Below are 12984 nucleotides of genomic sequence, written 5' to 3'. Positions count from 1 at the left end.
GTGCTGCGAAAAACCAGGCGTCCTCGGGAATAAGGCTGGTCGCCACTCGTTCTTCCCAAATCCGCCAAGTTGTCCCGCTGCCATGGGGCATGGCGGACATGGAGGAGACGATGATGTCCGAGATCGACGAAAAACGACGAACGTTGCTGCGGCTGGCGCTGTTCGCCTTGCCCATGGCGATCGCCGGCTCGGCGCTGACCGCGACCGCCGTAAGGGCCGACGATGATGACGACGACGATGATCGCCGGCGCCGTCGCTGGTATCGCCGCCGCTACTACGATGATGGCTATCGGCGGCGCTGGCGCGAAGACGACTACTACCACTCCCGGCGGCGCAGGCGCCGGCGCGACGATGACGACGATGATTGATCGCCGCGGCTGAGCGGCCCGCTCAACGCCGGGTCAGGCCGCCTGCGCCGGCTCACTGTCTTCGATGCGGCTGACCTCGACCCATTGGTTCAGGCACTGGCACAGGCTGCCGCTGGTCAGGAAGGCGATGTCGGCGGCGTCGCGCCCGGCGGCGATGCGGACCATGCCTTCGACCGGCGCCAGCCGGGTCGGGTCGACCAGCCACCAGCGCCCGTCGAGGAAGACCTCGAAGACGGCGTGGAAGTCCGGCGGGTCGAGCTCGGCGGCGTAGACGCTGACGGCGCGCGCTGGCAGGTTGAGCGCGCGGCAGAGCGCGATGGCGAGATGGCTGAAGTCGCGGCAGACACCGGCGCGGTCGATGAAGGTCTGCTCGGCCGTGGTCTGGGCGTTGCTGACGCCGCGCACGTAATCGACATGCTCCTGCAACCAGTCGACCACGGCGAGCACCTTGGCGCCGCCGGCCTCGATGTCGCTGAACTCGCGCTGGGCGAAGCGCATCAGGTTGTCGGAGGGGCAGAAGCGGCTGGGCAGCAGATAGGGCAGCACCTCCGCCGGCAATTCGGCCCAGGCATGCTGGCGCGCATTGGCATGCAGCAGGCGGCGCGTGCCGTTGTCGATCGTGCCCTGATACTGGATCGAGACCTGGCCCGACAGCACGGCGCGGAAGCGGCGCATGCCTGTGTCGGCGTCGAGGTCGCGGATCAGCTCGGTCCCTTGGTCGACAAGCAGCCGGTCGGACAAAATGGTCTGGTCCGAGGATCGCGCCGGCTCGATCGCGACGATCACCGGCGTTTCATGGTCGAAGCGATAGACGAGGGTGGCGACGACCTTCAGCTGCACATCCTGCTCCTTACACAGCGGCGCCAGGAGGCGCGTGCGTCAACCAGACGGGGAGCAGGATGTTCCGCGATTTCCGCGACAACAGTGCGAAGGATGCGCGCCGTCGTCAGCGTTTGGTCAGGAACGCCATGAAGGCGGCTTGCGCCTCGGCGGATTTCAGCCGCTCGCCGAAATGGCGCGCCTCGGTCCCGATCGTCTCGGCCACGGCGGCGGCGCTGCCACGCTTGAGCAGGGACTTGGTCAGCGCGACCGATTGCGGCGGCAACGCCGCCAGCGCCCTGGCCTTATCGAGAGCTGCTGCGAGCGCACCGCCATCGTCGGTGACAGCGTTGATCAACCCGGCGTCCTGCGCGACCTCGGGTCCGAAGGGCTCGCCCAGCATCAGCAATTCGGCGGCGCGCTTGCTGCCGGCGATCAGCGGCAGGAGATAGCTCGACCCACCCTCCGGGCAGAGGCCGAGGCTGACGAAAGGCATGCGGAAGCTGGCGCCGCGCCCGGCATAGGCGAGATCGCAATGCAGCAGCATGGTGGTGCCGATGCCGACGGCAAAACCTTCCGCCGCGGCGACGATCGGCTTCTTCGCCGTCGAGATCGCGGTCAGGAAGTCGATGGCGATCTCGGCGCCGACACCTGTGGCCGCGGCCGCTGCGAAGTCCTTGATGTCGTTGCCGCTGGTGAAGCAGCCGCCGGCGCCGGTGAGCACGACGGCGCGCACCGAGGCGTCGGCGTCAGCCGCGGCAAGCGCGTCGATCAGACCCTGATAGGTGGCGCGGTCGAGCGCATTGCGCCGGTCGGGCCGGTTCATGGTGATCTGCCTGACGCCCTCGGCCGGGGTCTCGCTCAGAACGGTCTCGGTCATGCAAACCTTCTCATCGTCTCTCCCGCCCGAGGCGGCGGCAGACGATGGGGGAGGGGATTGCGCCGGTCAAGGAAGCCCGGCAGGTTCTGCGTCGTTGCAGTGCAACCGACATTATTTTAAGTTTCAAATAATCAAGGCGTGACGCCGCGCCGGCAAGACAGGGTGGAGATCGCATGCCTACCGTCACCTTGAGCCGCCACGGAGATGTGGCGGTCGCGAGCCTCGACAATCCGCCGGTGAACGCATTGTCGGCCACGCTGCGCGCCGACCTGCTGCAGGCGCTGACGCAGGCCATGGCCGATGCCGATGTCGTTGCGCTGGTCATCGCCGCCAAGGGCCGCGCCTTCATCGCCGGCGCGGACATCAGCGAATTCGGCAAGCCGCCGGCGCCGCCGATCCTGCCGGACCTGCTGGCCGCGATCGAGAACGCGCCGAAACCAGTCGTCGCGGCGATTGAGGGCGTTGCGCTCGGCGGCGGGCTCGAGGTCGCGCTCGCCTGCCATGGCCGCGTGGCGACGCCTGCCGCCAGACTCGGCCTGCCCGAGGTCAAGCTCGGTCTGATCCCCGGCGCCGGCGGGACGCAGCGCCTGCCGCGCCTGATCGGGGCAGCCGCTGCCTTCCCGATGATGCTCTCGGGCGAACCGATACCGGCGCAGAAGGCGCTGGGGCTCGGGCTGGTCGACAAGCTCGTCGAGAGCGATGCCGTGGGAGCAGCCGCTGCGCTGGCGCAGGAGCTGGCAAGCAAGGGCGCGCCAGCGAAGACCGGCGAACGCGCCGACAAGCTGACGGCGGCCGATCGCGAGGCCTTCGAGGCGCTGGCGAAGGATGCGCTGGCGAAGTCCGGCGAGATGCCGAATGTCGCGGCGCTGGTCGAGGTGGTGCGCGGCGCTTTCACGCTGGCGCCGGCCGAGGCCCATGCGACCGAGCGGGCGCTGTTCGTAAAACTGCTCGGCGATGAGCGCTCCAAGGCGCTGCGCTATGTCTTTTTCGCCGAGCGCGAAGCGGCGAAAGTCCCTGGCATCGACGAGAGCGTGAAGCCGCGCCCGATCGTGCGCGCCGCCGTGATCGGCGCCGGCACCATGGGCGGCGGCATCGCGATGTGTTTTGCCAATGCCGGCATCCCGGTGACGCTGATCGAGGCCACGCAGGAACAGATTGACAAGGGTTATGCGCGGGTGCGCGACACCTATGGCTTCTCGGTCAAGCGCGGCTCGATGACCGAGGCGGTGCGCGAGCAGCGCATGGCCCTGATCACCCCGGCCGTCGGGCTCTCTGCCGCTGCCGAGGCCGATATCGTGGTCGAGGCCGCCTTCGAGGAGATGGGCGTCAAGCGCGAGATTTTTGGCGCGCTCGACACGATCGCCAAGCCGGGCGCGATCCTCGCCAGCAACACCTCCTATCTCGATCTCGCCGAGATCGCCGCTGTGACGAGCCGGCCGGCCGAGGTGCTCGGCCTGCATTTCTTCAGCCCGGCCAATGTGATGAAGCTCCTGGAGATCGTGCGTCCGGCCGGCGTCGCGGCCGATGTGGTCGCGACCGCGATCGGCCTCGGCCGCAAGCTCGGCAAGGTGCCGGTCGTGGTCGGAAACTGCTTCGGCTTCGTCGGCAACCGCATGCTGGAGGCGCGCACCCGCGCCGCCGAGCGCCTGCTCGTCGCCGGCGCCCTGCCGCATGAGGTCGATGCGGCGCTGACCGGCTTCGGCTTCAAGATGGGGCCCTTCGCCATGTCGGACCTCGCCGGCAACGACATCGGCTGGCGCAGCCGCAAGGCGCGCGGCAAGAGCGCGGCGGTGGCGGATGCGATCTGCGAGCGCGGCTGGTTCGGCCAGAAGACCGGGCGCGGCTATTACCGCTATCCCGAGGGCGCCCGTGCCGGCGAGCGCGATCCGGAGGTCGAGGCGCTGATCGCCGAGGTCTCGGCCAGCAAGGGCGTGACGCGGCGCAGCTTCACAGCCGAGGAGATCCTGGCGCGCCTGCTCGACCCGATGGTCAACGAAGGCGCGCGCATCCTCGACGAGGGCATTGCGACCCGCGCCGGCGACATCGATACGGTCTGGCTCAACGGCTACAACTGGCCGGCCTGGCGAGGCGGACCGATGCATTGGGCTGAGAGCGTCGGGCTCAGCGCGATCGTCGAGCGGCTGGAGCAGCAGGCGGCCGAAAGCGGCGATGCCTCGCTCGAGCCGGCGCCGCTGCTGCGCAAGCTCGCCGCCGAGGGCAAGGGCTTTTCGGCCGTGAAGACTGCTGGATAAACCGGCCAGCGATTCAAGAATATTGTGTCGTCCCGGGCGACCGAAGGGAGACCCGAGACCCATTCCTGAACCCTCCCGATAGAGGCTCAGGCATGGATCCCGGATCTCCGCTTCGCTGCGTCCGGGATGACATCGAGTTAAAAGCGAACAGCCAAAGACCGAAGAGGATCGCCATGACTGAAGCCGTCATCGTCTCGACTGCCCGCACCCCAATCGGCAAGGCCCATCGCGGCGCCTTCAACCAGGTCCGCGGCGCCGACATGGCCGCCCATGCGATCAGGCACGCCATGGCGCGGGCGAAGCTCGAGCCGGAAGCGGTCGAGGAAGTTGTGATGGGCTGCGGCTACCCGGAAGCGGCGACCGGCGGCAATGTCGCCCGTCATGGCGCACTCGTCGCCGGCATCCCGGTGCAGTCCGCCGGCGTCACCGTCAGCCGCTTCTGCGCCTCGGGGCTGGAGGCCATTGCGCATGCGGCGCGGCGCGTCGTGATGGATGGCGTGCCGGTCGCGATCGGCGGCGGCGTCGAGTCGATCTCGCTGGTGGGGCCGGTGGTGCGGCGCGACCTGACCGAAAACGAATGGCTGAAGGCCAATAAGCCGACGATCTACACGACGATGATCGAGACCGCCGACATCGTCGCCGAGCGCTACGGCATCTCGCGCCAGGCGCAGGACGAGTTCTCGGTCGAGAGCCAGCGCCGCACTGCGAGCGCCCAGCAACGCCAGTTGTTCGACGACGAGATCGTGCCGATGAGCGCGGTGATGGCCGCCACCGACAAGGCGACGGGAGAGGTTCGGCAGGAACAGGTCACGCTCTCCAAGGACGAGGGTAACCGGCCCGAGACGACGCTGGAGGGGCTGCTCAAGCTCAAGCCGGTGCGCGGCGAGGACAAGTTCATCACTGCCGGCAATGCCAGCCAGCTCTCGGACGGCGCCTCGGCCAGCGTGGTGATGTCGGCTGATGAAGCCAAGCGCCGTGGCCTTACGCCGCTCGGCATCTTCCGCGGCTTCGCCTCGGCCGGCTGCGAGCCCGACGAGATGGGCATCGGCCCGGTCTTCGCCGTGCCGCGCCTGCTGGAGCGCAACGGCCTCAAGATCTCTGACATCGACCTCTGGGAGCTGAACGAGGCCTTCGCCTCGCAGTCGCTCTATTGCCGCGATACGCTCGGCATCGACCCCGACAAGGTCAACGTCAATGGCGGCGCGATCGCGATCGGCCATCCCTTCGGCATGAGCGGGGCGCGGCTGGTCGGCCATGCGCTTCTGGAGGGCCGCCGGCGCAAGGCGCGCTATGCCGTCGTCACCATGTGTGTCGCCGGCGGCATGGGCTGCGCCGGCCTGTTCGAGATCAACAGGTAGGCCTTGCCGTCATGGTCGGGCTTGTCCCGGCCATCCACGTCTTCATTCGATGAATGCGGTCTCCAAGACGTGGATGCTCGCCACAAGGGCGAGCATGACGGAGAGCTGATCATCCCTCGGCGGCGAAGCCGAGCGGGATGGCGGTGGTCGACTTCAGCTCCTCCATGGCGAACATGGAGGTGACGTCGCTGAGCTCGATCCGGGCGATCAGCTTCTTGTAGAGCGCGTCATAGGCGGCGATGTCGCAGACATAGGCCTTGAGCAGATAGTCGATGTCGCCGCTCATCCGGTAGAAGTCGACGATCTCGGGCAGGTCGTGCACGGCAGCGTGGAAGCGCTCCAGCCACTCCATCGAATGGCGCGCCGTCTTCACCGCGATGAAGACGGTGACGCCGGCCTTGAGCTTGTCGCGGTCGAGCAGCGCGACCCGCCGCCGGATATGGCCTTCCGCCTCGAGCTTCTGGATACGCCGCCAGCACGGCGTCGGCGATAGCCCGACCGCATCGGCGATCTCGGCCAGCGGCTTGCTCGCATCCTCCTGCAGCAAGGCGAGAATACGCAGGTCGAAGGCGTCGAGCTTGACCACGATTGGGGATCCCCTCGGAACAGAATATCACTCGCTGCTCGAGCGTAGAAATTTCTTTCTCATATTGTAGCTAGAATTGGTATCTGTTTCTAAGATTACTCCGTTTTAGACGAGGGATCGCAAACCATTGCCACCGGGCCCGGCCTATCATTCCCCCGTCATTCGGTGCGGTGGAGATCAAGAACATGCAGGGCTTTCTCGGCGAGGAGCGGCGCGGCGCTGTCCTGAATGCCCTGCGCACCCATGAGGGCACCTGCTCGCGCGACTATCTCGCTGCGGCCCGTGCCGTCCTCAACGAGCTCGTCGCGGTCCCCGACCTGATCCAGGCCCTGCCGCTGCAGCGCAAGCCGGGCGGCTATGCCCGCAACCTGCTCGCCGGCAACGACGCCGTCAGCGTCTGGGCGATGGTCTGGGGCGAAGGCTCGACGACCTGCATCCACGACCATCATTGCTCGTGCTGCTTCGGCGTCGTCTCGGGCACGGTCACGGAAACCTGGTATCGCGCCATTGATGCCAATCGCGCCGTGCCGACCGAGGAGCAGGAGCGCCGTGCTGCTTACGTCGCCTGCATGGTGCCATCAGGCCCGAACATCCATCGCATGCAGAACCGCGGTGTCGGCGATGCGATCTCGATCCACATCTACGGCTACGACCACCATCTCCATGATTCCTCGGTCGAGACCGAGTACACCGCCGTGGCGGGTTGAAGCGCGCAGCGGCTAATCCAGCCAGCTGGTGAAGCCCTCGACCGGCTCGCGCTCCGGCACGAGCCGGTTCGCCGGCGCTTCCGGATCGGCCTTGCCGAGCGCGATGCCGCAGACTACCACCTCACCCTCGGGAATAGCGAGCTCGCGCCGGACGACCGCGTGGAATCTTGCGAAGATCGCTTGCGGGCAGGAGTCGAGCCCGTGGCCCTGCGCCGCGATCAGCAGGGTCTGGACGAAGGCGCCGAGATCGAGCCAGGAGCCGATCTCGAGATCGCGGTCGACCGTCAGCATCAGCGCGACCGGGGCGCTGAAAAAGCGCAGATTGGCCTCGGTCTGGCGGCGCATGCCGGCATGGTCGCCCTTGGCGACGCCGAGCAGGCCATAGAGATCCCAGCCGACCTTGCGGCGGCGCGAGAGATAGGGCTCGCGGAAGGTCACCGGGTAGTAGCGATACTCCTCCTCGCGCGGGGAGGGATCGTCGAGCGCGGCGACCAGCGCCGTCTCCAGCCTGGCGCGGATCCTGGGGCCGAGCACGCGCAGCCGCCAGGGCTGCATGTTGGTGCCGCTCGGCGCCTGCGCCGCCAGTTCGATCAGGCGGCGCACCAATGCGGGATCGATGGGATCAGGCAGGAAGGCGCGCACGGCGCGGCGGCTGGCGATGGCCTTCTCGACCGCCTCAGCCGCCGCTGTGCTCATGCGCTGAGCGGCTGGCGCGCCGCCAGGAAGGCCTCGTGCTCGCGGATCAGCCCGCCATCGAGCGCCTTGGCGATCAGCTTGCGGGTGTTGTCGAGGCCGTAGATCGCGGCGAAGGAGCCGAAGCGCGGGCCCTGATCCTCGCCGAACATCACCTGATAGATCGCCTTCCACCAGTCGCCGGAGACGCCGGGCCGCTCCGGCGTCGCGTTCTTGGCCGTGAGGTTCTGGTAACGCGGGATGGCGCGGGCGACGTCGAGCGCTGCGTCCTGAACCTCTTCGGCGCTCGCACCCGCCGGCAGCGCAGCGAGCGCGGCGTCGAGTGCGATGAAGGCGGCGCGCTCGGTCTCGTCGGCCGGGCGATAATGCTTTGCCGGCTTCACGAAGTCGCGGAAATAGGCGAGCGCGTAGCCGACCAGCGCGTCGAGCCGCGGATGCGTCTGCGGCGAGATGCCGGGCGCATAGCGCTGCAGGAAGCCCCAGAGCACGGCCTTGTCCTCGGAATTCGCGACGGCGACGAGGTTCATCAGCAGCGAGAACGAGATCTGGGTGCGCACCGCATTGTCGCCCGCGCCGGTGGCGATCACGTCCGGCTGCGGCGGCGTGCCGGCATGGATGTGCCAGACCGGGTTGCCGAGGCGGTTCTTCCAGTCCTGCCGGTCATAGCCGCCGAGGAACTGCAGGTAGTCGTCGACCGCGCGCGGGATGACGTCGAAATGCAGCTTCTTGGCCTCGCGCGGACGCGAGTACATGAACAGCGCCAGGCTCTCCGGCGAGCCATAGCTCAGCCAGTCCTCGATGGTGAGGCCATTGCCCTTCGACTTCGAGATCTTCTGGCCCTGTTCGTCGAGGAAGAGCTCGTAGTTGAAGCCTTCCGGCGGGGTGCCATCGATAGCGCGGGCGATCTGCGAGGAAACCTTGACCGAGTCGATCAGGTCCTTGCCGGCCATCTCGTAGTCGACGCCGAGAGCGACCCAGCGCATCGCCCAGTCCGGCTTCCATTGCAGCTTGGCATGGCCGCCGGTCACCGGTGTGGTGAAGCGCTCGCCCGTCTGCGGATCGGACCAGGTGATGGTGCCGGCCTCGACATCACGCGCCTCGATCGGCACCTGCATGACGATCCTTGTCTTCGGGTGGATCGGCAGGAAGGGCGAATAGGTCGCGGCGCGCTCCTCGCGCAGGGTCGCCAGCATGATCGACATGATCTTGTCGAAGCGGGCCAGCATCCTGAGCAGGGTCGCGTCGAACTCACCGGCGCGATAGGCGTCGGTCGAGGACTTGAACTCGTAGTCGAAGCCGAACTGGTCGAGGAAGGCGCAGAGCCGGGCATTGTTGTGCCGGCCGAACGAGTCATGCGTGCCGAACGGGTCCGGCACCTCGGTTAGCGGCTTGCCGAGATGCTGCGCCAGCAGCTCCTTGTTCGGGACGTTGTCGGGCACCTTGCGCAGGCCGTCGAGATCGTCCGAGAAGGCGATCAGCCGGGTCGGGATGGCGCCATCGGTCAGCACCTGAAAGGCATGCCGAACCATCGAAGTACGCGCGACCTCGCCGAAGGTGCCGATATGCGGCAGGCCGGAGGGGCCGTAGCCGGTCTCGAACACTGCTTCCTGCTTGCCCGATTTCTGCAGCCGCACCACGAGCTTCTTGGCTTCCTCGAACGGCCAGGCGGCCGAGACGCGGGCGGCTTCGATCAGCGCGGGGTCGAAAGCGGGCATTTTGGCTTCAAGTCTCGCTGGATAGGGCAGGGAAGCGGGCGGTTTCGCAGATATGCAGGGGCGGCGTCAATGCGGCCGGCGGTCTGGCGCCCTCGCGTAGAGCTCATGTTCCGCTCTCAGCTGCTGCCCGCCGCCAGGGATCGGTCTATGCTCGGCGCTGGGACGGGGCAGCTCGCGAGGGTTCGCCATGTCGGAGGTCATCATCAAAACCGATCGGCTGAGCGTGTTTCACGGCGTGAACGGCAAGCATGCCGGAACCTTGGAAGTCCACGAAACGATCGAACCCAACAAGGCTCCGGCCTACACTTGGAACTGGAAGGGCGGGCCGGTCGGGCCGAAGAACGGCGTCTGCCATTGGGACAAGGACAATCCGGCACTTCTGCTCGAGGAGACGCTGTCGCGCGACCTGCTCTTTCTTGGCAATGATGCCTGGATCGGCCGGCCGCGGCCGCCGCAGTTCCGCCCCTGGTTCAAACCGCAGGACAAGCTCGATCTGGTCGACTACGCCTTCATGACCCGGCCGAACCGGCCGCATGTCTTCAAGCTGAAGATCATCAGCGCGAGCGCGCCTTGAGCAGGAAGGCGTCGCCCTGCCTGCGGCACGAATGACCGCGCCCAAAAAAGCGGCAGACAACCCCGGCGGCTCGATTGACTCCGAACCGGGCCCCGCTAGCGTCGTCGTACAACATAAGCAGGGGTCGGCTTCGATGGTTCGTGAGGTGAAGTGGGGGATGTCCGGCTCGCAGCGGGCCGGCAAGGGCTTGGCGTGGGCGCTCAGCCGCCGCGTCGCATTGGTCAGTGCAGCGGCGCTGGCCTTGGGCGCGATGTCTCCGGCGCAGGCGCAGACGGCGGTGAAGTTCACGCTCGACTGGGTCTTCCAGGGGCCGACCTCGCCCTTCCTGGTGGCGCTGGAGAAGGGCTACTACAAGGCCGAGGGGCTGGACGTGACCATGGACCCCGGCCAGGGCTCGGCCGGCGCGGTCCAGCGCGTCGCCACCGGCGCTTACGATATCGGCTTTGCCGATGTGAACTCGCTGATCGAGTACAACGCCAAGAACGCCGGCAAGGAGATCCTCTGCGTCTTCATGGCCTATGACTTCCCGCCTTTCGGCGTGCACACGCTGAAGAAAACCGGGATCAGCAAGCCTGCCGACCTTGCCGGCAAGAAGCTCGGCGCGCCGGTGTTCGACGCCTCCTTCCGGCTCTTCCCCGCCTTCGCCAAGAAGGTCGGCATCGACGCTAAGACCGTCAATCACGTCAACCTGACGCCGCAGCTGCGCGAGCAGTCGATGGTGCAGGGCACGGTCGACTTCATCAGCGGCCACTTCTTCTCGTCGGTGCTCGACCTGAAGGCGCGCGGCGTGAAGCAGGAGGACATCGTCTCCTTCAACTACTCCGACTACAAGATGGACGTGTACGGCAACGGCATCATCGTCTCGCCGGCCTTCGCCGAGAAGCCGGAGGTGGTCAAAGGCTTCCTGCGCGCCACCGCCAAGGCCTGGAAGGAGGTTGCCGCCAATCCGGCCGTCGGCCTCGCCGCAGTGAAGAAGCGCGATCCGCTGATCGACGAGAAGCTGGAGGCCGAGCGCCTCGACCTGTCGCTGAAGATGAACGTGCTGACGCCCTTCGTGAAGGAGAGCGGCATGGGCGATGTCGATCCGGCCCGCTTCGCCCGTTCGGTCACCGACGTCGCCGACGCCTTCGGCCTGCCGGCCGCGCCGGCGCCCGACAAGGTGTTCTCGAACAAATTCCTGCCGCCCAAGGCGGAGCGCATGGTCGCGCCGTGACACCCAGCCGTCATGGCCGGGCTTGACCCGGCCATCTCCTGGAGTTTCCTCGTCCTGAGCTTCTCGGGACAAGCCCGAGAATGACGCTCTTCATGCCGGCTTCCACCGACACGCCCCTCGTCGAATTGCGCAAGGTCAGCCTCGCCTATGGCAGCGGCCCCTCGCGCATGCTGGCGCTGGAGGATGCGACGCTCGACATCGCCAAGGGCGAGTTCATCGCCGTGGTCGGCCCCTCCGGCTGCGGCAAGTCCACGCTGATGAAGCTGGTCACCGGCCTGCTGCCGCCGAGCGGCGGCGAGGTCCGCGTCCACGGCCAGCCGGTCAAGGGCCCGATCCGCGGCGTCGGCATGGCTTTCCAGGCGCCGACGCTGATGCCCTGGCGCACGACGCGCGACAATATCCTGCTGCCGCTCGAAGTGGTCGAGCCGCACAAGCGCCGCTTCCGCAGGAACAAGGCCGAGTATATCGAGCGGGTCGAGACGCTGCTCGCCTCGGTCGGCCTCGGCGGCTTCGGCGACAAGTTCCCCTGGCAGCTTTCGGGGGGCATGCAGCAGCGTTCCAGCCTGTGCCGGGCGCTGGTGCACGAGCCCGAGATCCTGATGCTCGACGAGCCCTTCGGGGCGCTCGACGCCTTCACCCGCGAGGAGCTCTGGGGCGTGATGCAGGCGCTCTGGCTGGAGCGCCGCTTCACCGCGGTGCTGGTGACGCACGACCTGCGCGAGGCGGTCTATCTCGCCGACACCGTCTATGTGATGAGCCGCCGGCCGGGGCGGATCGTCAAGATCAGCAAGATCGAGCTGCCGCGGCCCCGCACGCTGGAGACGACCTTCACCGCCGAGTTCGTCGACATCGTCCACGACCTGCGTGAGCGCATCCATATGGAGCATGCGTGATGCAGCCCCCCGGCGGGATCGAAAAATGACTGATCGGCAGAGGCAGGTCCTGCTCGTCGCCATGCCCTGGCTCGCCATGGCCGGGCTGCTGCTGCTCTGGGAGCTTGCCTGCATCGTCTTCGACGTGCCTGAGATCCTGGCGCCGAGGCCGACGCGCATCTTCGAGGTGATGGTCCAGCGCTGGGACATCCTGCTGCGATACTGCCTGGAAACCTTGTGGACGACGGCGATCGGCTTCGTGCTGGCGATCGGTTTCGGTGTGCTGCTCGGCCTTGCCGTCGGCGCCTCGCCATTCGTCTATTCCGGGCTCTACCCGCTGCTGATCGCCTTCAACGCCGTGCCAAAGGTCGCGATCGTGCCGATCCTGATGATCTGGCTCGGCGTCGGGGCTCTGCCGGCGATCATCACCGCCTTCGTCATCTCCTTCTTCCCGATCGTGGTGAACGTCGCCACGGGCCTTGCCACGATCGAGCCGGAGATGCGCGACGTGATGCGTTCGCTTGGCGCCAGCCAGTGGGAGATCCTGACCAAGGTCGGCGTGCCTCGCGCCATGCCCTATCTCTTCGCCAGCCTGAAGGTCGCGGTGACGCTCGCCTTCATCGGCTCGGTGATCTCCGAGACGGTCGGCGGCAATCGCGGCATCGGCTTTCTGATGCTCTCGGCCGGTGCCCGCAACGATTCCGCCACGACCTTCGCCGGCCTCTTCGCCATCGCGATCATGGGCGTGCTGATGTACGCCGCCTGCGCTCTGGTCGAGCGGCGGATGACGCGCTGGGCCTTCCGCGGCGAGATCGTCGGCTGAACCTACCCCGAGCTCCGGCGGTCGAGACGGCCGCATTCTAGTATTCATATCGCGGGCTGCCTTGGTTCTCGCACAGGGGCGGGCCCTGCTGCTGCCCGGTCAGATGGCGTCCTCCGGCGATTTC

Annotated in this window: 13 protein-coding genes; 8 read left to right on the top strand and 5 right to left on the bottom strand. The window is 67.2% G+C overall.

What is annotated here, in order from left to right; all coding sequences use genetic code 11:
• Positions 1-113 precede the first annotated feature (113 nt).
• Positions 114-368: a hypothetical protein gene (locus AC07O0_RS13710; protein WP_494623868.1), complete on the top strand. Its 255-nt coding sequence runs from the start codon at positions 114-116 to the stop codon at positions 366-368.
• 33 nt (positions 369-401) lie between these two features.
• Here AC07O0_RS13710 and AC07O0_RS13705 read toward each other — a convergent pair whose 3' ends face one another.
• Positions 402-1208: a transglutaminase-like domain-containing protein gene (locus AC07O0_RS13705; RefSeq protein WP_494623866.1), complete on the bottom strand. Its 807-nt coding sequence runs from the start codon at positions 1206-1208 to the stop codon at positions 402-404.
• A 106-nt stretch (positions 1209-1314) separates the two neighbouring features.
• Positions 1315-2067 carry an enoyl-CoA hydratase-related protein gene (locus AC07O0_RS13700; RefSeq protein ID WP_494623864.1) on the bottom strand — a complete coding sequence of 251 codons (753 nt, stop codon included), beginning with the start codon at positions 2065-2067 and terminating at the stop codon, positions 1315-1317.
• A 173-nt stretch (positions 2068-2240) separates the two neighbouring features.
• Between AC07O0_RS13700 and AC07O0_RS13695 the strand changes: the two genes are divergently transcribed.
• Complete coding sequence (locus AC07O0_RS13695) at positions 2241-4319, top strand: 3-hydroxyacyl-CoA dehydrogenase NAD-binding domain-containing protein (protein WP_494623862.1); 2079 nt, start codon at positions 2241-2243, stop codon at positions 4317-4319.
• Between the two features lie 173 nt (positions 4320-4492).
• Positions 4493-5677, top strand: a complete 1185-nt coding sequence (locus AC07O0_RS13690; protein WP_494623860.1) for an acetyl-CoA C-acyltransferase — start codon at positions 4493-4495, stop codon at positions 5675-5677.
• 109 nt (positions 5678-5786) lie between these two features.
• Here AC07O0_RS13690 and AC07O0_RS13685 read toward each other — a convergent pair whose 3' ends face one another.
• On the bottom strand, positions 5787-6263 hold the full coding sequence (locus AC07O0_RS13685; protein WP_454024990.1) for an Lrp/AsnC family transcriptional regulator: 477 nt from the start codon (positions 6261-6263) through the stop codon (positions 5787-5789).
• A 185-nt stretch (positions 6264-6448) separates the two neighbouring features.
• Between AC07O0_RS13685 and AC07O0_RS13680 the strand changes: the two genes are divergently transcribed.
• The gene (locus tag AC07O0_RS13680) at positions 6449-6970 is read left to right on the top strand and encodes a cysteine dioxygenase (RefSeq protein ID WP_494623858.1); all 522 of its coding nucleotides are present in this window, start codon (positions 6449-6451) and stop codon (positions 6968-6970) included.
• Between the two features lie 12 nt (positions 6971-6982).
• Here AC07O0_RS13680 and AC07O0_RS13675 read toward each other — a convergent pair whose 3' ends face one another.
• Together AC07O0_RS13675 and AC07O0_RS13670 are read right to left on the bottom strand one after the other, a co-directional pair.
• Positions 6983-7666, bottom strand: coding sequence for a nitroreductase (locus AC07O0_RS13675; RefSeq protein ID WP_494623855.1), 684 nt, complete (start codon positions 7664-7666; stop codon positions 6983-6985).
• The gene (locus AC07O0_RS13670; RefSeq protein ID WP_494623853.1) at positions 7663-9378 is read right to left on the bottom strand and encodes a lysine--tRNA ligase; all 1716 of its coding nucleotides are present in this window, start codon (positions 9376-9378) and stop codon (positions 7663-7665) included. The genes AC07O0_RS13675 and AC07O0_RS13670 overlap by 4 nt, the downstream gene beginning before the upstream one ends.
• Before the next feature lie 187 nt (positions 9379-9565).
• Between AC07O0_RS13670 and AC07O0_RS13665 the strand changes: the two genes are divergently transcribed.
• From AC07O0_RS13665 to AC07O0_RS13650, 4 genes are all read left to right on the top strand, one after another.
• Entirely contained in the window at positions 9566-9952 is a 387-nt protein-coding gene (locus tag AC07O0_RS13665) for a hypothetical protein (RefSeq protein ID WP_494623851.1), read from the top strand.
• A gap of 157 nt (positions 9953-10109) precedes the next feature.
• Positions 10110-11165, top strand: a complete 1056-nt coding sequence (locus AC07O0_RS13660) for an ABC transporter substrate-binding protein (protein WP_494623849.1) — start codon at positions 10110-10112, stop codon at positions 11163-11165.
• Positions 11166-11245: 80 nt separating this feature from the next.
• On the top strand, positions 11246-12058 hold the full coding sequence (locus tag AC07O0_RS13655; protein WP_494623847.1) for an ABC transporter ATP-binding protein: 813 nt from the start codon (positions 11246-11248) through the stop codon (positions 12056-12058).
• Positions 12059-12083: 25 nt separating this feature from the next.
• On the top strand, positions 12084-12860 hold the full coding sequence (locus tag AC07O0_RS13650) for an ABC transporter permease (protein WP_476813105.1): 777 nt from the start codon (positions 12084-12086) through the stop codon (positions 12858-12860).
• Positions 12861-12984 lie beyond the last annotated feature (124 nt).

Source organism: Allobosea sp. GW821-FHT10B12 (genome assembly GCF_059415545.1).
This window is presented reverse-complemented; position numbering and strand designations above follow the sequence as displayed.

Bases quoted from the DNA above. Each gene is read 5' to 3' on its own strand.
- AC07O0_RS13695 (WP_494623862.1), top strand. From the start codon at position 2,241: ATGCCTACCGTCACCTTGAGCCGCCACGGAGATGTGGCGGTCGCGAGC.
- AC07O0_RS13660 (WP_494623849.1), top strand. From the start codon at position 10,110: ATGTCCGGCTCGCAGCGGGCCGGCAAGGGCTTGGCGTGGGCGCTCAGC.
- AC07O0_RS13700 (WP_494623864.1), bottom strand. From the start codon at position 2,067: ATGACCGAGACCGTTCTGAGCGAGACCCCGGCCGAGGGCGTCAGGCAG.
- AC07O0_RS13665 (WP_494623851.1), top strand. From the start codon at position 9,566: ATGTCGGAGGTCATCATCAAAACCGATCGGCTGAGCGTGTTTCACGGC.
- AC07O0_RS13680 (WP_494623858.1), top strand. From the start codon at position 6,449: ATGCAGGGCTTTCTCGGCGAGGAGCGGCGCGGCGCTGTCCTGAATGCC.
- AC07O0_RS13690 (WP_494623860.1), top strand. From the start codon at position 4,493: ATGACTGAAGCCGTCATCGTCTCGACTGCCCGCACCCCAATCGGCAAG.
- AC07O0_RS13655 (WP_494623847.1), top strand. From the start codon at position 11,246: ATGACGCTCTTCATGCCGGCTTCCACCGACACGCCCCTCGTCGAATTG.
- AC07O0_RS13650 (WP_476813105.1), top strand. From the start codon at position 12,084: ATGACTGATCGGCAGAGGCAGGTCCTGCTCGTCGCCATGCCCTGGCTC.
- AC07O0_RS13710 (WP_494623868.1), top strand. From the start codon at position 114: ATGTCCGAGATCGACGAAAAACGACGAACGTTGCTGCGGCTGGCGCTG.
- AC07O0_RS13675 (WP_494623855.1), bottom strand. From the start codon at position 7,666: ATGAGCACAGCGGCGGCTGAGGCGGTCGAGAAGGCCATCGCCAGCCGC.
- AC07O0_RS13670 (WP_494623853.1), bottom strand. From the start codon at position 9,378: ATGCCCGCTTTCGACCCCGCGCTGATCGAAGCCGCCCGCGTCTCGGCC.